General features: G+C 32.6%; 19 protein-coding genes. 7 read left to right on the forward strand and 12 right to left on the reverse strand.

The window, feature by feature from the left end:
* Positions 1-3 precede the first annotated feature (3 nt).
* Positions 4-1,701 carry a solute:sodium symporter family transporter gene (locus Q4548_RS08580; RefSeq protein WP_303453752.1) on the reverse strand — a complete coding sequence of 566 codons (1,698 nt, stop codon included), beginning with the start codon at positions 1,699-1,701 and terminating at the stop codon, positions 4-6.
* 153 nt (positions 1,702-1,854) lie between these two features.
* Positions 1,855-2,664: an HAD family hydrolase gene (locus Q4548_RS08585; protein WP_303453754.1), complete on the reverse strand. Its 810-nt coding sequence runs from the start codon at positions 2,662-2,664 to the stop codon at positions 1,855-1,857.
* A gap of 243 nt (positions 2,665-2,907) precedes the next feature.
* On the opposite strand from Q4548_RS08585, the gene Q4548_RS08590 reads away from it, so the two are divergent.
* Complete coding sequence (locus Q4548_RS08590; protein ID WP_303453757.1) at positions 2,908-4,524, forward strand: aspartate:alanine exchanger family transporter; 1,617 nt, start codon at positions 2,908-2,910, stop codon at positions 4,522-4,524.
* Positions 4,525-4,598: 74 nt separating this feature from the next.
* Here Q4548_RS08590 and htpG read toward each other — a convergent pair whose 3' ends face one another.
* The 7 genes from htpG to Q4548_RS08625 all read right to left on the reverse strand — a co-directional run bounded on the left by htpG (position 4,599) and on the right by Q4548_RS08625 (position 11,658).
* Positions 4,599-6,509 carry a molecular chaperone HtpG gene (gene htpG / locus Q4548_RS08595; RefSeq protein ID WP_303453760.1) on the reverse strand — a complete coding sequence of 637 codons (1,911 nt, stop codon included), beginning with the start codon at positions 6,507-6,509 and terminating at the stop codon, positions 4,599-4,601.
* 157 nt (positions 6,510-6,666) lie between these two features.
* Complete coding sequence (locus tag Q4548_RS08600; protein ID WP_303453763.1) at positions 6,667-7,149, reverse strand: dihydrofolate reductase; 483 nt, start codon at positions 7,147-7,149, stop codon at positions 6,667-6,669.
* Positions 7,150-7,221: 72 nt separating this feature from the next.
* Positions 7,222-8,250, reverse strand: coding sequence for a hypothetical protein (locus Q4548_RS08605; protein ID WP_303453765.1), 1,029 nt, complete (start codon positions 8,248-8,250; stop codon positions 7,222-7,224).
* An 86-nt stretch (positions 8,251-8,336) separates the two neighbouring features.
* Positions 8,337-9,161 (reverse strand): thymidylate synthase, encoded by an 825-nt coding sequence (locus tag Q4548_RS08610; RefSeq protein ID WP_303453767.1) that lies wholly within the window; start codon positions 9,159-9,161, stop codon positions 8,337-8,339.
* A gap of 93 nt (positions 9,162-9,254) precedes the next feature.
* The gene (locus Q4548_RS08615; protein WP_303453769.1) at positions 9,255-9,884 is read right to left on the reverse strand and encodes a bifunctional nuclease family protein; all 630 of its coding nucleotides are present in this window, start codon (positions 9,882-9,884) and stop codon (positions 9,255-9,257) included.
* Between the two features lie 17 nt (positions 9,885-9,901).
* The gene (locus tag Q4548_RS08620) at positions 9,902-10,864 is read right to left on the reverse strand and encodes an electron transfer flavoprotein subunit alpha/FixB family protein (RefSeq protein ID WP_303453771.1); all 963 of its coding nucleotides are present in this window, start codon (positions 10,862-10,864) and stop codon (positions 9,902-9,904) included.
* 47 nt (positions 10,865-10,911) lie between these two features.
* Positions 10,912-11,658, reverse strand: coding sequence for an electron transfer flavoprotein subunit beta/FixA family protein (locus tag Q4548_RS08625; protein ID WP_303453772.1), 747 nt, complete (start codon positions 11,656-11,658; stop codon positions 10,912-10,914).
* 143 nt (positions 11,659-11,801) lie between these two features.
* Here Q4548_RS08625 and Q4548_RS08630 point away from each other — a divergent pair, with 143 nt between their 5' ends.
* The 3 genes from Q4548_RS08630 to Q4548_RS08640 all read left to right on the forward strand — a co-directional run bounded on the left by Q4548_RS08630 (position 11,802) and on the right by Q4548_RS08640 (position 16,315).
* Positions 11,802-12,782: a pyruvate dehydrogenase complex E1 component subunit beta gene (locus tag Q4548_RS08630; RefSeq protein WP_303453774.1), complete on the forward strand. Its 981-nt coding sequence runs from the start codon at positions 11,802-11,804 to the stop codon at positions 12,780-12,782.
* 70 nt (positions 12,783-12,852) lie between these two features.
* Positions 12,853-15,363 (forward strand): DUF5686 family protein, encoded by a 2,511-nt coding sequence (locus Q4548_RS08635; protein WP_303453778.1) that lies wholly within the window; start codon positions 12,853-12,855, stop codon positions 15,361-15,363.
* 37 nt (positions 15,364-15,400) lie between these two features.
* Positions 15,401-16,315, forward strand: a complete 915-nt coding sequence (locus tag Q4548_RS08640; protein WP_303453780.1) for a manganese-dependent inorganic pyrophosphatase — start codon at positions 15,401-15,403, stop codon at positions 16,313-16,315.
* A gap of 70 nt (positions 16,316-16,385) precedes the next feature.
* On the opposite strand, the gene Q4548_RS08645 is transcribed toward Q4548_RS08640, so the two are convergent.
* Positions 16,386-17,441 (reverse strand): LacI family DNA-binding transcriptional regulator, encoded by a 1,056-nt coding sequence (locus Q4548_RS08645; RefSeq protein ID WP_303453782.1) that lies wholly within the window; start codon positions 17,439-17,441, stop codon positions 16,386-16,388.
* Between the two features lie 335 nt (positions 17,442-17,776).
* On the opposite strand from Q4548_RS08645, the gene Q4548_RS08650 reads away from it, so the two are divergent.
* From Q4548_RS08650 to nagB, 3 genes are all read left to right on the forward strand, one after another.
* Complete coding sequence (locus Q4548_RS08650; RefSeq protein WP_303453784.1) at positions 17,777-18,475, forward strand: hypothetical protein; 699 nt, start codon at positions 17,777-17,779, stop codon at positions 18,473-18,475.
* Between the two features lie 95 nt (positions 18,476-18,570).
* On the forward strand, positions 18,571-19,893 hold the full coding sequence (locus Q4548_RS08655; protein WP_303453786.1) for a sugar MFS transporter: 1,323 nt from the start codon (positions 18,571-18,573) through the stop codon (positions 19,891-19,893).
* A gap of 26 nt (positions 19,894-19,919) precedes the next feature.
* Positions 19,920-21,848 (forward strand): glucosamine-6-phosphate deaminase, encoded by a 1,929-nt coding sequence (nagB, locus tag Q4548_RS08660; protein WP_303453788.1) that lies wholly within the window; start codon positions 19,920-19,922, stop codon positions 21,846-21,848.
* Positions 21,849-22,058: 210 nt separating this feature from the next.
* Here nagB and Q4548_RS08665 read toward each other — a convergent pair whose 3' ends face one another.
* Together Q4548_RS08665 and Q4548_RS08670 are read right to left on the reverse strand one after the other, a co-directional pair.
* Positions 22,059-22,673: a deoxynucleoside kinase gene (locus Q4548_RS08665; protein ID WP_303453789.1), complete on the reverse strand. Its 615-nt coding sequence runs from the start codon at positions 22,671-22,673 to the stop codon at positions 22,059-22,061.
* A 28-nt stretch (positions 22,674-22,701) separates the two neighbouring features.
* Positions 22,702-23,415, reverse strand: coding sequence for a hypothetical protein (locus Q4548_RS08670; protein WP_303453791.1), 714 nt, complete (start codon positions 23,413-23,415; stop codon positions 22,702-22,704).
* Positions 23,416-23,423 lie beyond the last annotated feature (8 nt).

Consider the following 23,423-nt stretch of genomic DNA (forward strand, 5'->3'; position numbering starts at 1 on the left):
TTTTTAATTAAAGTAAATATATGTTGCTACTACAATAATAGTAATGATAGCTCCTACTGGTTTTAAGTATTTCCAAGGAGTAATGTCCACTTGTTCTGTATACTGTTGAACAAAATCTTCTTCTCTTGGCTTTAACTTACCAATAATCAACATTACAATAATATTCAACACGAATAAAATAGCAACAACGTGTAAGAAGTGAGGGTAAGTTCCTCCATCAGCAATTACCATTGGTTTTAAAACAAATTGACTAATCATATACAAAATAACTCCAGACAATAATCCAATTTTAGCAGCAATAGCAGGTACACGTTTTGTTAAGTAACCTACTACAATAATTGTGAAAATAGGAATAGAGTAACATCCGTTTACTTCTTGTAAATATGCAAACAAACCTCCTTTAGCATAAATTAAGAAAGGAGCGATACATGCACCACCAATAGCTAAGAACACACCAAAAGTTTGTCCCATTTTGACAACCTTAGCTTCAGAAGCTTCTTTGTTTATGTGAGCTTTGTATATATCCAATCCAAAAATAGTTACTGATGAATTTAAAGCTCCGTTAAAAGAACTTAAGATTGCTCCAAACAATACAGCAGCAAAGAAACCAACCATTCCAGCAGGTAATACTTGTTTTACCAATAATGGATAAGCTTGATCTTTTAAAGTTCCGTCTCCAGAAGAAAAGAATTCAAAAGATTCAGGGTGTTGAGACATGTGAAAAGCAATGATTCCTGGTAAAACCAACATCAAAGGTCCTAATATTTTTAAGAAAGCAGCATATAACAATCCTTTTTGCCCTTCTACTAAGTTTTTAGCACCTAAAGCTCTTTGGATAATTGCTTGGTTGGTTCCCCAATAGAACAATTGCACCAACATTAATCCAGTAAAAATAGTAGCAAAAGGAACTGAAGCATTGGCATCACCAATGGCATTAAATTTATCAGCATGTTCAGTAAATAAAGTGCTCAAGCCATCCAAAGCGGAGTCACCACCGTTAGCCTCACTAATAGCATACAAACCAAAAAGAGGAATAGCCAAACCACCAATTAACAAACCAATTGCGTTGATAGAATCTGAAACAGCTACCGCTTTTAGACCTCCAAATACAGCATAAATAATACCGATAAAAGCAATTGTAAATACTGTTGGCCATAAAGCCATAAAGTCGTATTCTCTTTGCAATTCTAACAGTTCTTGCGGAGCTAATGTACTAGCAATGTCAGCGGGGATGGTTAATCCTAATGCAGCAGGAACATCAAACATTGTGTTTACTGCCAATGCACCAGAATACAGTACAATAGGTAGTAAAATAACAACATATCCAGATAAGAACAAACCAGAAACTAAAGTTTTGGTCATTTTATCAAACCTGTTTTCTAAGAATTGAGGAACAGTTGTAATTCCTCCTTTTAAATATCTAGGTAAAAAGAACATGGCTGTAATTACCATTGCAATGGCGGCTAAAGTTTCCCAAGCCATTACTACTACACCTTCTTCAAATGCAGCACCATTTAAACCAACAATTTGTTCTGTAGATAGGTTTGTTAATAATAGAGACCCTGCAATAACAGGTCCTGTTAAACTTCTACCTCCTAAAAAGTATCCGTCAGAAGAGTTTACATTTTTTCTAGTTGCTAGCCAAGCGATCAAAGCTACCAAGAGAGTAAAGCCAAGAAATGAAGCTATTGATAAAATCATATATACAAGTGTTTAATTAAGTTAAATTTTAATGAGCGACAAAATAGTAATTTTAGGACTACTTTGTTACGATAAATTTAGTTTTTTACGATTACGATTAAATTATTGACCAATGGAAACTTTTAGATTACTTACAAGTACAAAGTACTGAGGTTACATAAATTTTAAAATAGCTTTTGCAACTCCATCTTTTTTGTTTGTGTCGGATACTGCATCAGCAATAAGCAAAACTTCTTGTTTTGCATTTGCTACTGCAACTCCTATTTTTACTGCTTCTAACATTTCAATATCATTGTAGTTGTCTCCAAAAGCAATACAGTTTTCCAGTGTTAAATGAGGATACTTACATGCTAATAATTCATTGATTCCTGTAAGTTTTGAAATTTCTTTATTGGCTATTTCAATATAAGTATCTTTAGAGCGGTATAAGTGTAATTTATCCCCGTGTAGTTTCCCTAATTCTGCATATACATAATCCATGTGCTCTTTTTCTCCCATGCACATTACTTTGTGAGCTCCTTTTTTTTCTTCAATCCATAAATTAATGACATCTTTTGTAGGTTTTACAATAGGTGTAACTTTGGTATTATTTTCTTCTCTTTTTGCCCAAAAATCCATATCGGGTACATACCAGTCATTGTTATTGTACAGACTAATGTGAAATTTTCCAGCTGTGTTAAGTTCTGCAATGTCTTCTAGAATGGTTGGAGCAATAGAAATATCATCTACAATTTTTCCATCTACCAAAATCAACCCACCATTGTAGCAAATAATAGGCAATCCTTCTATGTTTAGGTCTTTTTGCAAATGTGTCATTGCACCAGGCATTCTAGATGAAATTAAGATAAAAGGGATTTTTTGATCTGTAATCCTTGCTACTTGTTCTTTTAACATTTCAGAGACTTCACGTTCTGAGTTTAGTAAAGTTCCATCTATGTCAGTAAAAGCTATTTTGATATCCATATTTTATGCAAATTGAGTTAAAACAAAAATAAAGGATGAAGGTATATAATTACAATTAATTGATGAATTATTTACGATTATCTTGTAACATATTTCTTGTTTGCTAGCAATTAAATAACGAATTTTCTTCTTTTTAATAAGAATCATATAAATGCGTATAGAGGATTAAATAGTCTTAAATACTGCAGTTTTTAAGACATAGAAATTTAACTTTGTAGTATGATTTGATAAAAAATGAAAACTATGGAAATACTATTAGATCTTTTAGTTAAAGATTATTTTGTGCTCTTTTTAGTGATTGGTTTAGGAATCGCTATAGGGAAAATTCAAGTAAAGGGAATTTGTTTTGATTTGTCGGCAGTTATATTTGTTGCCATTTTTTTTGGTTACCTATACAACCTGTACGGAGTCAAATTCAATTTACCCCCAATTATACAGAGTGTTGGTTTGGTACTGTTTATATACACAATAGGTATGCAGGCAGGACCATCATTTTTTAATGCGTTTAAAGAACAAGGGGTTAAGCTGATTGTACTTGCTGGGATTACAGTTGTTTCAGGCGGACTTACTGCGGTTGCTATTTCCTATATGTACGGAGTAGACATGTCTATGATGAGTGGTTTGTTAACAGGAGCATTGACTTCTACCCCTGGGTTGGCGGCAGCTATTGAAGCTTCTAAATCTCCTTTGGCATCTATTGGTTATGGTATTGCATATCCTTTTGGAGTATTGGGTGTTATTTTGTTTGTAAAATTGAGTCCCACCATTTTTAAGGTAGATATTAAAAAAGAAGAGGATGATTTTAAGATAAAATCTACTTCATCTACTCCAAAAGTTATTCATAGAAATTTGGTTATCTCTAATGAAAATGTACAGGGTAAATCTATCAAAGATTTGAATATTAGGTTTATGACAAAAGCAAATATTTCTCGTATTATGAAACCAAATCAAGAGTCTATTTCTCCAACTCCTAATACCGTTTTAGAATTGGGAGATGTAGTGAAGGCTGTAGGTACAGAAAATGCAATAAAACGTATACAATTGTTGTTGGGGAATTTTACTGATCAACAAATTCCGAGAAGTGATTCATATGAGGTCAAATGGTATATTGTTAGTGACAAACATTTGGTGAACAAAACACTAGATGAGATTGATTTGTTTGGCAATTATACAGCTACAATCACAAGAATAAGAAGGTCTAGTATAGATTTGGCTCCACATCCAACAACTAGATTAAGATACGGTGATAAAGTTCTAATTTCGTGTCGTAAAGGAAATATAGTAGTCTTAGAAGATTTGTTTGGGAACAGTATAAAACAAGTGAATGATACTAGTTTTCTACCTGTTGCTTTTGGTATTGCAATAGGAATTTTAATTGGTTTTATATCAATACCTTTCGGGAGCTTTAATTTTAAGTTAGGGTTGACAGGTGGTGTTTTGTTGGCTTCATTGTTTTTAAGTTGGAAAGGGAAATTAGCAGGGATTATTTGGAATTTTTCAGGGCCTGCAAATCAAGTGCTAAGGCAATTTGGACTATTATTGTTTTTAACTCCGGTTGGAATTAATGCAGGACAAAGTTTGGTATCTGCTATCAATACTCATGGGCCTATTTTGTTTCTTTATGGGGCTATTATTACGTTAGTTCCTATGATAGCCACAGTAGTAGTGGGAAGGTTTGTGTTGAAGTTGAATTTTTTATCAATTTTGGGAGCTTTAACCGGAGGAATGACTTCTACTCCTGGTTTGAGTGCATCAGATTCTATGACAGAATGTGATGCTCCACAGATTGCTTACGCAGCAGTTTATCCTTTTGCATTAGTATTAATCATTGTAGTTGCCGAAATAATGGGGATGTTATAAAACTAAAATTTTTTTATATATAAAAAAAGGGTGTCTAAAAATTTAGACACCCTTTTGTATTTGGTAAGTTTGATTTATTTAATCAATTCATAACTACGTTTGATGAAATTGGTCAAATCTTCACCGTGTAATAAGTTTTGTGATAATTTTGCCAAATCAAAAGCTTGAGAAATTAAGGCTTTCTGTTTGTCTTCAGGAGCATTTAAAATTTCAGAAACCAATTGGTTATTGGTATTTACTACTAAGTTGTACATTTCTGGCATGTTTTCCATTCCAAACATTCCACCACCACCTGTAGCACTCATTTCTTTCATTCTACGCATAAATTCTGGAACCGTAATAATAAAAGGAGATGAAGAAGAGTCCATCGCTTCTAATTGAACGGTGTAGTTTTCTTTTGGTACAGCACCTTCAATAATTGGCTTTAATTTGTCTTTTTCTTCGTCTGATAATTTAGAAATTACGTTGTCGTCTTTCTTAATTAAATTATCAACATGATCTGCATCTACACGTACAAACGTTACGTTTTCGTTGGTTTGCTCTAGTTTTTGAATTAAGTGAGAAACAATAGGAGAATCTAACAACAATACTTTGTATCCTTTGTCATTTGCAGATTGAATAAAGCTGTGTTGTGCTTGTTTGTTAGCAGCATACAATACAACTAATTTACCATCTTTGTCAGTCTGAGCATCTTTTAATTGCTCTTTAATTTCGTCAATAGTTAAGTAACCACCGTCTGTAGTTGGGTACAATGCAAATTTGTTGGCTTTGTCAAAGAACTTCTCATCAGACAACATTCCGTACTCAATAATTACCTTGATATCATCCCAGTAACCTTCAAAAGCTTCTCTGTCTTTTTTGTAGATAGAACTTAATTTATCTGCAATTTTTTTAGTGATGTAACCAGAAATCTTTTTAACAGCACCATCTGCTTGTAAGTAAGAACGAGATACGTTTAATGGAATGTCTGGAGAATCAATTACCCCTTTCAACATCTGTAAGAAATCTGGAACAATTCCTTCTACATTGTCTGTTACAAAAACTTGGTTTTGATACAATTGGATTTTATCCTTTTGCATGTCCATGTTTTTAGACAACTTAGGGAAATATAAAATACCTGTTAAGTTAAAAGGATAGTCAACATTTAAGTGAATGTTAAACAAAGGCTCTTCAAACTGAGCTGGGTATAACTCACGGTAAAATTTTTTGTAATCATCACCTTCTAAATCCGATGGCTTTTTAGTCCAAGCCGGAGCAGTGTTGTTAATGATATTGTCTACATCAATTTGTTGATGAGGCTCTTTTTCCTCAGTACCATCTTCTTTTTTGATGACTTTTGGCTCAAAGTCAGGATCGTTTATTTTTTTAGTTCCAAATTTAATTGGTACTTGGTTAAAACGATTGTATTTGGTTAACAATTCAGAAATTTTAGATTCTTCTAAAAAGTCGGTTGAATCATCTGCAATGTGTAAAATAATTTCGGTTCCTCTTTCTGCCTTTTCTACTTGTTCTAATTCGTAGTTTGGAGAACCATCACAAGACCATTTCACAGCTGGAGCATCTTTGTAAGATTTGGTAATCAATTCTACTTTGCTAGCTACCATAAAAGCAGAATAAAATCCTAATCCAAAGTGACCAATAATTCCTGAATCTTCTACTTTGTCTTTGTATTTTTCAATAAATTCTTCGGCACCAGAAAAAGCAATTTGGTTGATGTATTTTTCAACCTCATCTTCTGTCATTCCCAAACCTTGATCAATAATATGAAGTTTCTTTCCTTCTTTATCAATCTTTACTTCTAATTTTGCATCACCTAATTCTACACCTTCTGCTTCTCCAATAGTAATTAAGTGTTGTAACTTTAACGTTGCATCAGTTCCATTAGAAATTAACTCACGTAAAAAGATTTCGTGGTCAGAGTATAAAAACTTTTTAATTAATGGAAAGATATTCTCTACCGATACATTAATGTTTCCTTTAGCCATAATAATATGTTTTGGTTATTTGTTTAAATATTGTGATTAACTATTAAACAAATAGAGTACCAAACCAAATGTGGTGACAAGATGACAGAGGTAATGGAAGTTAGAGTTTAGAAAAGTTGAAATTTAAGACATTTTAACTTTTCTATTAAGTGTGTGTTTATCTTCTTTTGTATTTTACAAAACTAAAATCGTATTCGTTTTCTTTGTCAGCAGAAAAGCTTTCTCTTTTAATTTCTTTCCAAATAGTTTTGTCAATTTCAGGAAAAAAAGTGTCTGCGTTAAAAGTTCTATGAATTTCGCACAAGTCCAAAACATCTACCAATTCAATGGCTTCTTTGTAAATTTGTGCACCTCCAATTACATAAGCATTGTCATCAGTTTTGGAAATTTCTAAAGCTTTTTCTAAAGAATCTGTAATGATGCATCCATCTGCTTTGTAGTTGTTGTTGCGAGAAATAATAATAGTAGTTCTATTTGGTAAAGGTTTACCAATAGATTCGTATGTGTTACGTCCCATGATAATATGGTGACCTGTAGTAACTTTTTTAAACCTTTTTAAATCGGCAGGTAAGTGCCAAATTAAATCATTGTCTTTTCCTAGTTCGTTGTTTTCTCCTACAGCAGCAATTATTGTTGTCATTCTTAAATTTTAATCGGACGCAATATACTACGTTTTTTAAGAAATTTAACGAATAAATAAGTTGAGTATTGTTTAGAAACCAACTTTACGAATTTGTTTGTCTTTTTTGACTTTGTCCAAAAGAATGATATAGTCTTTCATTAGTTCTTTGATAGGTTTTCCTGTGTGTTTTTTGAACCTATAAAATTGATTGAATCCACCATTGTTGCGAATCAAGTTTACAATACTGGTTGGGAAATTGTATCCATAGTAAAAATTTTCACCATTCAGTTTGGCAGGAACATCAGCTTTAGGCAAGTCTAAAATAGTTTGATAATAAGATTCTAAAAGTTGTTTGTTTTCAGATTCAATTTTTGCTGCAATCACTTTTCCTTCTTTGTCAACTATGAATTTTGGATAAATTCTATGAAAGTCATCAATATCTTGAGCAGTAACCAGACTAAGGTCTACATTGTTGTATAGGTATTCAGAAATGAATAAATAATTACATGCGTTTAAGTTGTAATAATTAAACTCTTCTTCACATTTTTTATACATAGGAGGTGCGTAACCAATAGCTGTTACATTACATTTTACAATAGGCCTTTTGTTTTGTTGTTGAATTACAATTAATGTGTATTTGCACAAAGGATTAAAGTCTACAATTGTTACGTTGTTGAAATCAAGTTTTGCAAATGTCTTTTTTAATTTTTTGTCTAATTTTTCATCAGAAGCATTGGTCATTACATTGATTGGTTCTTTATTACGATTTAATGTAAATTCAATGTAAATGTTTTTTTTAGGATCTAAAAATTCAATATTCTCTAATTTTTTTGGCGTAATGTATTTTTTAAAATGGGCTGTAATGTTGTTGCTTAAACTTGTAAAGTTTTCGTTGGTTTTTAAGATCAAAGATTCGTATTTGTAATACTTGGCAATACTATCATTGGTGAATACAGGTGCTGATAACACTGCTTTTGAAATGCTGTCATTTATATAATCTGAAGTCTCAGTTTCTTCTGTAGTAGTTGTTTCTTGAGTAGAAGCAACCATCTCTTGTTTTCCTTTACAGGAAGCAATAAGCAGAACTAGAATAATTATTTTGAAACTACTTTTTATCACGGTGCTGTATTTGTAAAAAGAATCTATAATGATAAATTTATTAGAAAAGCAATGCTTTTATGGTTGTTGTTGGTTGATGATTATTTCTAAACAGAAACTTGTCCTTTGATAAGAGGATGAGGTTCATAGTTTGTCAAAGTAAAATCTTCGAATTTGAAGTCAAAAATACTTTTTATTTCTGGATTCAATACCATTTTTGGTAAAGGTTTTGGGTTTCTACTTAGTTGTAAATCAATTTGTTCAAAATGATTGTTGTAAATATGTGCATCTCCAAAAGTATGTACAAAATCACCAGGTTTTAAGTTGGTAACTTGGGCAATCATTAACACCAATAAAGCATAAGAAGCAATGTTAAAAGGAACTCCTAAAAAAGCATCTGCACTACGCTGGTATAATTGGCAAGATAATTTTCCATCGGCAACATAAAACTGAAAAAAAGCATGACAAGGAGGCAAAGCTGCTTTGTTGTTGGCTACATTTTCTGAAAATGAGACAGAAGTGTCTGGCAAAACGCAAGGATTCCACGCAGAAATCAGCATGCGTCTGCTATTAGGGTTGGTTTTTATGGTTTCAATAACTTCTTGAATTTGATCAATTCCTTCGTCGTTATAATTTCTCCATTGTTGCCCATAAACAGGACCTAAATTTCCATTTTCATCGGCCCATGCATCCCATATTTTTACTCCATTCTCTTTTAGATAATTGATGTTGGTGTCACCTTTTAGGAACCAGAGTAATTCATGAATGATAGATTTTAAATGTAATTTTTTGGTAGTAACCATTGGAAAACCTTCGGACAAATCAAATCTCATCTGATAACCAAAAACACTCTTGGTACCCGTTCCTGTACGGTCTCCTTTTTGAATTCCGTTCTCTTTTATGTGTTTGATAAAATCTAAATATTGCTTCATATTCTAAGGGTAAATAGCTTTTGTAAAAATAGAAAAAAAGTCAAGATTTAGGGTCTCGACTTTTTTCTATTTTTATAAAGAGTTGTTGGAAGATTATCTTTTGTTGAGTTCATCTCTAATGTGAGCTGCGGTTTCGTAATCTTCTTTTTCAATAGCACTCGTTAATTTTTGCTCTAATTCTACAGTAGAGTATTTCTGATACTTATTTGTTACATTCTCAGAAGAGTTAGAGGACTCAAACAATTCTGAAAGCTCACTTTCTTTTTCTTCAATATCATCGTCATCTTCTAGGTCGTCTATAAAATCTTCTTGCTTTAAAATGATTCCTGCTTTTTCTAAGATATTTTGATATGTATAAATGGGAGCATTGAAACGAATTGCAAGTGCAATGGCATCAGAAGTTCGGGCATCAAATACTTTTTCTTCACCTTCTTTTTCGCAAACCATGCTAGAGTAAAAAACACCGTCAATCAACTTGTGAATAATCACTTGTTTGATATTTACACTATAAGATTCTGCAAATGTTTTGAATAAATCATGAGTTAGCGGTCTTGGAGGAATGATTTCACTTTCTAAGGCTATCGCAATGGATTGTGCTTCAAAAGCTCCAATGACTATAGGAAGTGTTCTGTCCCCGTCAATTTCATTCAGAACCAATGCGTAAGCTCCTGTTTGTGTTTGGCTATAGGAAATGCCACGAATGTCTAATTGTACTAAACTCATTCTTTCAATTTTCGGGTTTAAGCATTCTCAGCTTTAAATGCCTTTAATTTTTCTATCAATTCAGGAACTACTTCAAAAGCATCTCCTACAATACCATAATCTGCTGCCTTAAAAAAAGGTGCTTCTGGATCTGTATTGATGACCACTTTGGTTTTAGAAGCATTTACACCCGCTAGGTGTTGTATAGCTCCAGAAATAGCAACAGCAATGTACAAGTTAGCAGCAACTGGTTTTCCTGTTTGCCCAACATGTTCTGCATGAGGTCTCCATCCCATATCAGATACAGGTTTAGAACAAGCTGTAGCTGCACCTAAAACATCTGCTAAGTCTTCAATCATTTTAAAGTTGCTAGCTTCTTTCAATCCTCTACCTCCAGATACCACGATGTCTGCATCTGCAATGGCAATTTTTCCTGAGTTTTTTTCAATGGATTCCGAAACTATAGTTGAAGAACTACCTGTAGGGATAAATTCTTCTATTGTTGCTTCTGTATTGTTTTCAACAAGGCCAAAAGAATTCTTAGCCAATCCTATTATTTTTGTTTCAGAAGTAATTTCGGTGTTTCCAAAAGCTTTACCAGAAAAAGTTTTTCTTTTTACGGTAAAAGGTTGCGTGCTGCTAGGAGTACTTACAACGTTAGATGCATATCCTGCTTTTAACTGTGCTGCAACTAGCGGTGCTACATAATTTCCGTTAGAATTGTTACTGATGATAATCACAGTGCTGTTGTTGGCTTGTGCAACTTCAACAATACTATGAGTATAAAATTTAGCGTTGAAAGATTTTAAATCTTTATTTTTAATAGCAACTATTTTGTTAGCACCATACGTTTTCAACTCTTCTGGTTGATTTGCGTTTACGGTTACGGCAACCAATTCACTATCAATTTGATCAGCAACTGCTTTGGCATAAGATACCGCTTCTAAAGCTGCTTTTTTATAAATTCCATCACTTGCGTCGGCGAATACTAATACTGACATAGAAATACGTTTTTAATAGCTCTTAAATTTATAAAGAGCATAAGTTTTTAAATTACTTTCGCTTCGTTGTGTAATAAGTTGATCAACTCATCTACATTATTAGCGTCAATCATTTTACAAGCTCCTTTTTCAGCAGGTTTTTCAAAACTGTTGATGTTGGTTGTTGCTATGGCATCTGTTGCAGAAACTACATTTAATGGTTTTTTACGAGCCATCATAATTCCTCTCATGTTAGGAATTTTTAAATCCTTTTCTTCAACCAGTCCTTTCTGACCCGCAACCACTAAAGGTAATGTTGCTTTCAGTTGTTCTGTTCCTCCGTCAATTTCTCTGTACAATGTAGCGTTATTTGCTTCAACTTCTATACCTACGCAAGCATTAATGTAGTCAATATCTAAAAAAGAAGCTAGTAAACCCGGTACCATTCCTCCGTTATAATCAATAGATTCTTTTCCGGTAAGGATCAAATCATAAGCTCCATTTTTACAGATTTCAGCCAATTGTTGAGCTACGAAAAAGCCATCTTTTGGAGTTGCATCTATTCTTATTGCTTCATCGGCACCAATAGCCAAAGCTTTTCTTAGGGTAGGTTCTGTTGTGGCATCTCCCACATTTACGACAGTTACTTTTGCACCTTGTTTTTCTTGAAACCAAATAGCTCTTGTCAAAGCAAACTCATCATACGGATTGATGACGAATTGCACCCCGTTGGTGTCAAATTCCGTCGAATCGTTGTTGAAATTGATTTTAGAAGTGGTGTCAGGTACGTGACTTATACAAACTAATATTTTCATATTGAGAAGTTTATCTGTTTCTGTGTGTTTATAAAATAAGTAGAAGCTAAAGTAAATTAAATTTTGTGAATATTTTATTTTAATATTGGAAAAAATGGAGGGGTTTTTGTTATTTTTGTGAAGGTTTAGTTAAAATAAAACACATGAAAACGATACAATTTAGAGAAGCAATTTGCGAAGCAATGAGCGAAGAAATGCGTTTGGATGAAAGCATTTATTTAATTGGAGAAGAAGTTGCTGAATACAATGGTGCTTACAAAGCTTCAAAAGGAATGTTAGATGAATTCGGTGAAAAACGTATCATTGATGCTCCAATTGCGGAATTAGGTTTTGGAGGAATTGCTGTAGGATCTACCATGACAGGAAACAGACCAATTGTAGAGTACATGACATTTAACTTTGCGTTAGTTGGAATTGATCAAATTATCAACAATGCAGCTAAGATCAGACAAATGTCAGGAGGACAATTTCCTTGTCCAATTGTATTTAGAGGGCCTACTGCTTCTGCAGGACAATTAGGGGCTACACACTCACAAGCTTTTGAAAACTGGTTTGCAAACACTCCAGGTTTAAAAGTTGTAGTACCATCTAATCCTTATGATGCAAAAGGATTGTTAAAAGCAGCAATTAGAGATAACGATCCTGTTATTTTTATGGAATCTGAGCAAATGTATGGTGATAAAGGTGAAGTACCAGAAGGTGAATACATCATTCCATTAGGAGTTGCAGATATCAAAAGAAAAGGTACAGATGTAACTGTTGTTTCTTTTGGGAAAATCATCAAAGAAGCTTATAAAGCTGCAGATGCTTTGGAAAAAGAAGGAATTTCAGTTGAAGTTATAGATTTACGTACAGTTCGTCCAATGGATACTGATGCTATTTTGGAGTCTGTTAAGAAAACAAATCGTTTGGTAATTTTAGAAGAAGCATGGCCATTTGGTTCTGTAGCTACTGAAATTGCATATAGAGTACAAGAGCAAGCATTTGATTACTTAGATGCTCCAATACAAAGAATCAATACTGCAGATACACCAGCAGCATATTCCCCAGTTTTAATGGAAGAATGGTTGCCAAATGCACAAGATGTAATTGATGCTGTTAAGGCAACATTATACGTGAAGTAATCTGCTAAAGAACATAAAGTTTTATAAATTCCTTTCTTACTTTTGAGAAGGGAATTTTTTTATACTAACTATGCTTAAACACTATCTATTTATAATTAATCTGTTACTCTCATTTGTTGTTTTAGGACAAACAAAAGTAAAGGGAATTGTAGTAGATGTAGAGGGAGAACCTTTACCATTTGCTAGTGTTGTTTTTGAACAATCTACAGAAGGTACTATCACTGATGAAAACGGAGATTTTTACTTATATTCTCCAAAAACATACAGAAAAATACAGGTCAGTTTTGTAGGATTTGATAAGGTAACTTTGCCTATTGAGAAACAAGATCAAACATTTAAAGTTGTACTAAAAGAAAGTGCAAACCAATTACAGACTGTTGTAATTTATAAAGGTCGTGTAGAAAAAAAAGGAAACCCAGCCATTGCGTTGCTAAAAAAAGTATGGGCAAAAAAACGGAGTAACGGACTTCGGATGTTTGATTCTTACGAATATCAGAAGTATGAAAAAATACAGTTTGATCTGAATAATATAGATTCCACTTTTACAGAACAAAAGGTTTTTAAAGGATTGGAATTTGTTTTTAATGAAATAGATACTTCTAGAGTTACAGGAAAAAATTTCTTACCAGTATACATAAACGAATCGATATATAATGTGTACGGAAAAAACAAAGACAAAAGTGAACTTGTTCGACAAGATTTAGAAGCAAATAAGAATTCAGGAATTGGTGCGGGTGCAGGGGTCACAACTTACATTAAAGATCTCTATGTAGATTATGATGTTTATGACGATTACATTCGCTTATTTGGAAAAAGTTTTGCTAGTCCTGTAGGGAAAGCAGGAGTAAATACTTATAATTATGTGTTAGCAGATAGTGCCAATGTTGGAGGAAAATGGTGTTACAATATAGTGTATTATCCAATCCGTAAAAATGAATTGACCTTTAAAGGAGATATGTGGATTGCAGATACCACATTTGCTGTTAAAGATATCAACATGCAAGTGTCTAAAAGTGCCAATCTTAACTGGGTAAAAGAGGTGTATTTAGAGCAGAAATTTAGTGTGTTGAATGATTCTACCATTTTGCCAGAACGAGACTATATGTTGGCTGACTTTAGTTTGCGTAAGAAAAAATCTTCTATGGGCGTTTTTGGAAAAAGAACTACTTTCTACGACAATTATACTTTTAATAAAACCAAAAAAGAAGAATTCTACAAAACCAAAACAGATGTTTTTGCCGATAGTATTTACAATGCCGAGGATGCGTATTGGAACGCTCATCGATTGGAGAAATTGGACAAAAATGAAAAAGGAATTTATAGCATGTTAGACACGCTAAAAACCGTTCCTAAATTCAAAAGAATTTACAATTTAGGAGTAATTTTAGCAACGGGTTATGTAGAAATGAACAACTTTGATTATGGTCCTGTATTTTCTACATTTGATTTTAATGATGTTGAAGGAGTACGAGTACGAGTAGGAGGTAGAACTTATTTTGGAATAAATGATATTTGGAGATTACAAGGGTATACCGCCTATGGTTTTAAAGACCATAGAGTAAAATATGGAGTTTCTTACAAATATATGTTTGACAAACAAAAAAGGTTGATTTTTGGAATAGGAAGAAGAGATGATGTAGAGCAGACAGCAGCAGGTTTAACTGTTAGTAATGATGTGTTGGGAAGAAGTTTTGCTACTTCAGGATTGTTCTCTAGTGGCTCTTCAAATCTATTGACAGATATTCAACTAACCAATATGTATGTTAGCGCAGAACCAGTTGATAATATCAATTTTCAATTGAGTTTTGTCCATCGAAACTTAAAATCTGCATCTCAAGCTTTTAGCATGGCTTATTTAGATGATTTGGGTAATATACAATCAGACACCAAACAAATAGAAGTAGGAGTATCAATAAAATACACTCCCAAAAGAAAATTGTTCGGAAACGGGGTAGAGCGTAAAGAAGTAAATGATAATTTTCCTGTTGTTTATTTTAGTTATGGTCATGGTGTGGGCGATTTCTTAGAAAGTGATTTCAACTATCATAAATTTCAATTGTATTACAAACAGCCATTTTATTTAGGTCTGTTAGGGAGAACAACATCTGTTATAGAGGTTGGTAAAACATTTGGAGATGTGTCTATAGGCTTGTTAAATGTAGTTCCTGGTAACCAATCTTTTTTCAATATTCAGAATACTTTTGGATTGTTAAATTATTATGAGTTTATTACAGATTCTTATGCATCTATGCACTTTGAACACAATTTTAATGGACGTTTGTTTGGAAAAATACCTTTTTTAAGAAAATTGAATTTACGAGAAGTTATTGGGGTAAAAGGAGTATACGGAACCATTTCTCAATCTAATATAGATACCAATTTACCAGCGTTTGAGTCTTTAGCCTTTGATGATTACAGAGGAGAAACCATTGCACCTAGTAATGTTTATTATGAGTACAATGCGGGAATAGATAATATTTTTAAAGTTTTTAGGTTAGACCTTTTTTGGAGAGGAAATTATTTAGACCACCAAGGAGCAAATAACTTTGGGGTTAAAGGTTCTTTTGGGTTTAGCTTTTAATTTATTAAGTTAAAAAGTAATATATAATTAAGAAAATATGGCGTTAAAAATTTTTGGACACAGATCTCCGGATACGGATGCAACAGCATCAGCGATTGTATGGGCTTGGTATTTAAGTCAGCAAGGAATAGAGTCAACACCTTACGTGTTAGGAACTCCTAATACAGAAGCTTTGTATGTATTAAAGCATTGGGGTTTTGATGTTCCTGAAGTGTTGGTTAGTGTGTCTGCTGAAGATGAAGTAGTAATTGTGGATACAAACAATCCAGAAGAATTGTTTGAGAATATCAACGAAACCGGAATTGTTCAAATTATTGATCATCATAAGTTGGTAGGCGGTTTAGAAACAGCAGGTCCTATAGATATTACCATCAAACCATTGGCTTCTACAGCATCTGTTATGTATTTGATGATGGGGGTAGATGAGGTTTCTGATTTGCCAAATGAAATTGCAGGACTAATGCTGTCTTGTATTATTTCAGACACCTTGGAATTCCGTAGTCCTACAACAACAGAAGATGATAAAGCAATGGCTCAGCATTTAGCTCACAAATTGGAAATAGATATCAATGAATATGCTACCAAAATGTTTGAGGCTAAATCTGATATTTCTGCTTTTTCTGATGAAGAATTGATCAAAATGGATAGTAAAAAATACGAAGCTAGCGGAAATAAATACCGTGTTTCTGTATTAGAAACTACAGCTCCAAACATTGTTTTAGATAGAAAAGATTCTATTTTATCTAAGATAGAAGATGTGAAAATAAAAGAAGGATTAGATGCAGTTTTGTTATTTGTAGTAGATATTCTAAAAGAAGAAGCTACTTTGTTTGTCTCTAATGATATGGTTAAACAAGTGGCAGAGTCTAAGTTCAATGCAACTGTTACTTCTGATTTGGTTGTGTTGCCAGGAATTGTTTCTAGAAAAAAACAAATTATACCTGTGTTGTAACTAGATTTATTAAAGAATTGAAAAATCTCAACTTAAATTTAAGTTGAGATTTTTTGTTTTATACAACGGTTTATGAATAACTAATTTCTTTTTGAGTATAAGAACTTAAGTTTTCTGAATTTATAATGTTGATAGGTAACAAATTGTTTTTAGGTGTGGTTTTACTAAACATAAAGTGTTCTATAAGATTTGTCAATCCTAAATAGATTTGATGTTTTGCATTTTGATGAATTAAAAATTGAATCGTATTGTTCTTTAAGTGAGTTATGTTCTTATCTAACAAATCATAACCAATCAATTTTAGGTTTTTTATATGGTGTTTTTCAAGTAACTCTGCAACCATATATGTTTTTGAATTTGTTACAAATAACCCTTTTATGTCTGGATTGTTCTTTAAAAAAGATAGAAATTCTGATTCTAAATTTTCTGTTGAAAAAGTTAAAGTTGTCGAGCTTATTTTTGTTTGAGTACTTTTGATATAGGCTCTAAATCCTTTTTCTTTTTCATGAAAATAGGTTGCATTTTTATAATTGGCACCTATATATAGAACAGCTATTTTTCCCTCTCCTAAAATCAAATCAAATAATTTAGCTGCAATTCTTCCACTCTTGATAAGATCTTGTCCTACAAAATTAAATATTTTATCATTTGTAATGTTGTTGTTAAAGATGCTCACCACAATATTCTGATTGGCAAATAGATTGATTATAGTATCGGATTCCTTTTGAAAAGACGGTACCATTAACACACCATCTGGCTTTAGATCTAGTACTTCGTTACTTTTTTGTAAAAAAGAATCTACATCTTTGGAGTGATATAATAATGTTTTGATAACAATATCAAAAGAAGCGTATTCTTGTTTTACTGACTTGATTCCTTCTTTACAAGAGAGCCAATATTGATCAAGATTGTAGTCAGGAATTAACACACATAAAGTATATATCTTGTTGTTTTTTAGGTTTCTAGCAATTAAGTTAGGTTTGTAGTCAATCTCAGCAAGTATTCTACTTACATCAGCAAAAGCTTTTTCTGAAACTTTACCTCTTTTGTGAATAACACGATCAACTGTTCCTTTAGAAACCCCAGCAAGTTCTGCAATATCCTTTATGGTATATTTTTTTTTCATTCTGTAAATATAGCAAAAAAACATTTTTTTAACATTTACTTGTTCTCGATAACAATTTTAATTAGTGTTCGAGCACATTATATTGTGTGCTCGACAACACTGAGGTATGTGTTCGAGCACATTTTTTGTGTTTTTTCTTTTTTATATCATTTTCATTCTATATTTTAGCCATATGAAAAATACACTTTGTTTTTTAGTGCATTGATTTGCAGATTTTTATTGTGTTTTTTGAGTTGAGTGTTCGTTTTTTACATACTATTATTTGTTTTATTTAAAACGAAAAAATGTAGTGGAGAGATGAAAAACGTAAAATATAAAAATAGAACTATAGCCCCATGGTACTAGATAAGACATCACATGTTGTAAAAATATTTAAAAAGTACAAACGTAAACCTGAGCAAGAACCCCAAGATGGTTTGTCAAACGTAACAAGTGCTTTTGATGTTTCGAAACCAACGAATGTTATTCCAAATTTTTATGATGTATCTAAATATTACGATGAATTTACTAAAGTGATAGATACGGCCAAGGAAAAAAAAATTGTCAAAGCAAAAGCCTGCATTGCTAAAATAGCGGAGTTAAAAGATGAAATGCACGTTCTTCAAGACATGAAAGAGAAAGGAGATTTACCCTTGAATTTTATTTACACAGATAAATTACTGTCGGGTATTGTTTATAATGATTTTGGAAATGCTGTGAGGACTATTTGTAATACTGCGGCAGAAGATGAAAAAGATTTGTCTAAGGTTGAGTTTGATATGAAAGCATACAAAACATATAAAGAAAATTTTCTGAAGCAGTTGAGAGGTTATTTAACATCACTAGAAATTAAATATTTGCCTTTGTCTGCCAAAACAATCATGTTTATAACTGGATTAAGGTTCTTAACAGATTATTTAAATAATGATGTTTGTTACAAGGTAGCTTATAGAGAACATAATTTGATAAGAGCTAAAAATCAATTCAAATTGATTGATTCTTTTTCTAGTCAGATACATGAGAATTTTCTAATAGAAAATAAATGTTTTGTATAGCAACTGAAAAATGAGATTTATTTAAACCTGTTCTGTTGGTAAGCCTAAGAACATTTTATAAAATTATTATATAAACCCAAAACACTAAAAAAAATATGTCATCAACAGAAAGTAAACAAAAAAATAACCTTGTGCCTATTGCAATTATAGCAGGGTTGTTTTCCATTTTTGGTTTTGTGACTTGGATTAATGGAGCATTGATCCCTTTTATGAAAACAATCAATGAATTGTCAGAATCGGAATCTTATTTGGTTGCCACAGCATCTTATATTTCATTTGTAGTAATGGCTTTGCCTTCGTCTTACGTATTGGGTAAAATAGGTTATAAAAAAGGAATTTCTTTGGGTTTGTTTATTATGGCTATTGGAGCTTTGGTTTTTATACCAGCAGCTGAGGCAAGAACTTACTGGGTCTTTTTATTGGCTATTTTTTTACAAGGAGCAGGAATGACATTGTTGCAAACAGCTGCAAATCCATATATTACCATTTTAGGGCCTATTGAAAGTGCTGCAAAACGTATTGCTATTATGGGAATATGTAACAAAGTTGCAGGAGCTGTAGGATCTATTGTTTTTGGAGCTTTATTGTTGTCTGGAATTGATGATGTAAATGAAAAATTAGCATCTGTATCCGCATCAGAAAAAGAAACTTTATTATCTACCATGGCGGGTAGCGTAGTAGTACCTTATATAGTAATGGCTGTGGTGTTGGTAATTTTTGCTGTTTTAATTAGAAAGGCACCTTTACCAAATGTAGAAGCACCATCAGAAGAAGAAAATAGTTCAGAAAAAACAACCAAAACAAGTATTTTTCAGTTTCCACATTTATGGTTAGGAGTCTTGGCATTGTTTGTATATGTAGGGGCAGAGGTAATAGCAGGAGATACCATTATTGCTTATGGAATTTCTCTAGGGTTTTCCGCAGCCAAAGCAAAATTCTTTACCACATTAACTCTGCTTTTTATGGTATTAACATATGGATTAGGAGCTGTCTTAATTCCAAAATACATCAGTCAGAATACGGCTTTAAAAACAAGTGCAGGTTTAGGAATTGTTTTTAGTTTGTTAATCTTAAATACAACAGGTTTTACTTCAGTTCTGTTTGTAGCTGCTTTAGGAATATCAAATGCATTGGTATGGCCAGCTATATGGCCTTTAACACTTAAGGGCTTAGGTAAGTTTACCAAAACAGCATCGGCATTATTAGTTATGGCCATTTCGGGAGGAGCTATTATTCCACCATTGTACGGAAGAATGGTAGACGCAAATAAACTGACCTTGATAAATGAAGGAATGAATCAAGTAGAGGCCACAGCCAAAGCTGCAACAAGTAGTTATTGGATTCTGATTCCTTGTTATGTAGTTATATTGTTTTTTGCCCTGTGGGGTCACAAATGTAAAAATTGGTTAAAAAAATAGATTTGAAAATTAAAAAAAATAGTAAAATGATAAAAAGTAGTATAGATAAAGCAACTGATTTTGAACGTAGGTTTGAAAATATCAATACAAATATTTTTGAAAACGCAAAAAAAGGTTCTATAGCTGTTGCACAAAGAATAGCTGATTTAATTAAGGAGAAACAAGCTAAAGGAGAAACATGTGTTTTAGGATTAGCAACGGGCTCTTCACCAAAAGGGGTGTATGCAGAGTTGGTTAAAATGCATCAGGACGATGGGTTGAGCTTTAAGAATGTGGTTAGTTTTAATTTAGATGAATATTATCCTATGGATGAGAACGCTGTTAACAGTTACAGACGTTTTATGAAAGAGGCATTATTTAATCATATAGATATTGATGTAAACAATTGTCACATACCTGATGGTTCTTTAGATAAAGATAAATTACAAGAATATTGTACTGCATACGAAGCTGAAATTGAAAAATTAGGTGGAATTGATTTGCAATTGTTGGGTATTGGTGTAAATGGTCATATTGGTTTTAATGAATCAGGATCTTTACAGAACTCAAAAACTAGATTGGTGGCTTTAGATCATTCTACTCGTACAGCAGCAAGTAAAGATTTTGGAGGATTGAGCAACACACCCAAAACTGCTATTACCTTAGGTATTAAAAAAATAATGGAAGCAAAAGAAGTGATTCTTTTAGCTTGGGGTGAAGGAAAATCAGATATTATTAGCAAGGCTGTTGAAGGGATGGAAACAACTCAAGTTCCAGCTTCATATTTACAAGAACATAATAATGTCAGTTTTGTAGTTGATAGAGAGGCTTCTTCTAAATTGACTCGGGTTAAAACTCCATGGTTGGTAGAAAAAGTAGAGTGGAACGAGCAATTGACTAAGAAAGCTATTGTTGGTTTGGCTTTAGAATTGGAGAAACCGATTTTAATGTTAACAGATGCTGATTACATAGAAAATGGAATGAGCGATTTGTTAGCTGAGTATGGAAACTCATACGATATCAATATTAAAATATTCAACAATTTACAGAATACAATTACAGGATGGCCAGGAGGAAAACCGAATGCAGATGATAGCAGAAGGCCAGAAAGAGCAGAGCCTGCAAGAAAAAGAGTGTTGATTTTTAGCCCTCACCCAGATGATGATATCATTAGTATGGGAGGTACTTTTAAGAGGTTGGTAGAACAAGGACATGATGTGCATGTGGCTTACCAAACATCTGGAAATATTGCAGTAGCTGATGATGAGGCTTTGCGTTTTGCAAATTTTGTAACAGATTATAACGATCAATTTGGAATTGAAAACAAAGAAGCAGATGCTATTTATAGAAAAGCAAAATTGTTTCTAAAAGATAAAAAGAATAGCGAAGTGGATATTCCTGAGGTTAGATATATCAAAGGAATTATTAGAAAAGGAGAGGCTCGTGCTACAAGTCACTTTGTAGGATTGGAAAATCACCAAATTCATTTTATGAATTTACCTTTTTACGAAACAGGAACCATTCAAAAAAATCCAATTGGAGAAGCGGATATTCAGCTAACCATGAACTTGATAGAAGAAATAAAACCTCATCAGGTCTATGCAGCAGGTGATTTGGCAGATCCACACGGAACGCATAAAGTTTGTTTGGATGCTATTTTTGAATCGATGAAAAGATTAAAATCAAAAGATTTTATGGATGATTGTTGGTTGTGGTTGTACAGAGGAGCTTGGCAAGAGTGGGGAGTGGATGAAATTGAAATGGCAGTACCAATGAGTCCTAATCAGGTATTAGAAAAGAGATATGGAATTTTTAAACATCAATCTCAAAAAGATGGAGTGGTTTTTCAAGGAACAGATAGTAGAGAATTCTGGCAAAGAGCTGAAGATAGAAATAGTGAAACAGCCAAGTTGTATCAAAAATTAGGTTTGGCTACTTATGCGGCTATGGAAGCTTTTGTTAGATGGAAATACTAATCAAAAAATATGTTTTTTAATTTTATGTAGAATTGAGTTTTATTAGTTTTTCTTACATGGGCTGCTAGATAATTTGGTGGCCCATTAAGATTTTACAATGTCTTGTTTCTTTTTTAGAAAACAAATAGTATTTAACTTTTTACCCCTAAACTAAAAAATCCATCTATCATTTATTTAATAGATGGATTTTTATCTCTTATAAAGACTTTTTTAAAATAAACCGTGAATTTGTGCATCAATTTTATCAATCACTTTTCCCAAATCTTCAGGGTTGCTCACGTAATCTAGGTCGTCAACTTCTATGATAAGTTTTTTTCCGTTGTCGTAGTTGGTAATCCATGCTTCGTAACGCTCGTTCAACCTACTTAAATAATCAATGTTAATGGTACTTTCGTACTCTCTACCTCGTTTGTGAATTTGTCCTACCAAAGTTTTGATATCGGCTCTTAAATAAATTAACAAATCGGGAGGGGTAACTAAGTTTTCCATCAACTCAAACAATTTGTTATAATTGGTAAAGTCTCTGTTGGTTAAGAGTCCCATGGCATGTAAGTTGGGAGCAAATATTTTAGCATCTTCGTAAATGGTTCTATCCTGAATGATATTTTTACCACTTTGTTGAATCTTTAAAATTTGTTCAAAACGACTGTTTAAAAAATAAACTTGTAGGTTGAAAGACCAACGTTCCATTTCATTGTAAAAATCATCTAGATATGGGTTGTCTTCTACACTTTCAAAATGAGCATCCCACTTGTAGTGTTTTGCCAAAAGCTTGGTTAAGGTGGTTTTTCCTGCTCCAATATTACCCGCAATAGCTATGTGCATAAGTGCTGTATTTAGAGCGTAAAAATAGTCAATTTTTAGGAATAGAAAGGCGATAGATTTGTTTCCCGTTAAAATAATAACATTGTTTATTAACAACTTCAAAAGAGTGTATAGATTGTGGTATTTTAAGAATTGGATTTTCTTGTTTCCAAAGTTGTGAGTCTTGAATATGATAAGCAGAAGACAGTGAAATAGGCAACAATGTATTTACTGTGTTTTTTCGATGTGTATTTCTAGCCAAATAATTGTAAGTGCTTAAAATTCCATTTTGATCTAAAATCCAAGCTTGATTTAAATTTCCTTTGAGTTGTTGTACATCTTTTACTGTAGGTAGTGAGCTAACTTCCATTTTTTGGGTTCTGTAATTATAAATAGTCAAAGATGTATTTGTATTGTTATACAGCCAAATTTTATCTTTTCCAGCATTGGCAATACAATTGGTGCCAAATGGAGTTTTAAAACTGTAAATAGAATTAAGTCGGTTGTCTAAAACAATAACTCTGTTAAATAGTTTGTAAAAAACTAAGATTTGTAATGGATTGCTAATATCAACGCCATCGGGAATTCCGTATTCTATATTTTGATATTGATTTTCTAAGTTGCTTTTGTGTAAAACACCATTTTGTATGTAATAATAATTTTCAAAAAAATCGACACCAATAAAATTGTCGGCATTTTTGACCAATGTTGTTTGACAAAAGCAACTTAAATAACCAAATAAGAACAATACCCATAGTTTCATGTTCAAAT

The organism is Wenyingzhuangia sp. 2_MG-2023 (genome assembly GCF_030548295.1).
In the GTDB taxonomy this organism is placed as follows: domain Bacteria; phylum Bacteroidota; class Bacteroidia; order Flavobacteriales; family Flavobacteriaceae; genus Wenyingzhuangia.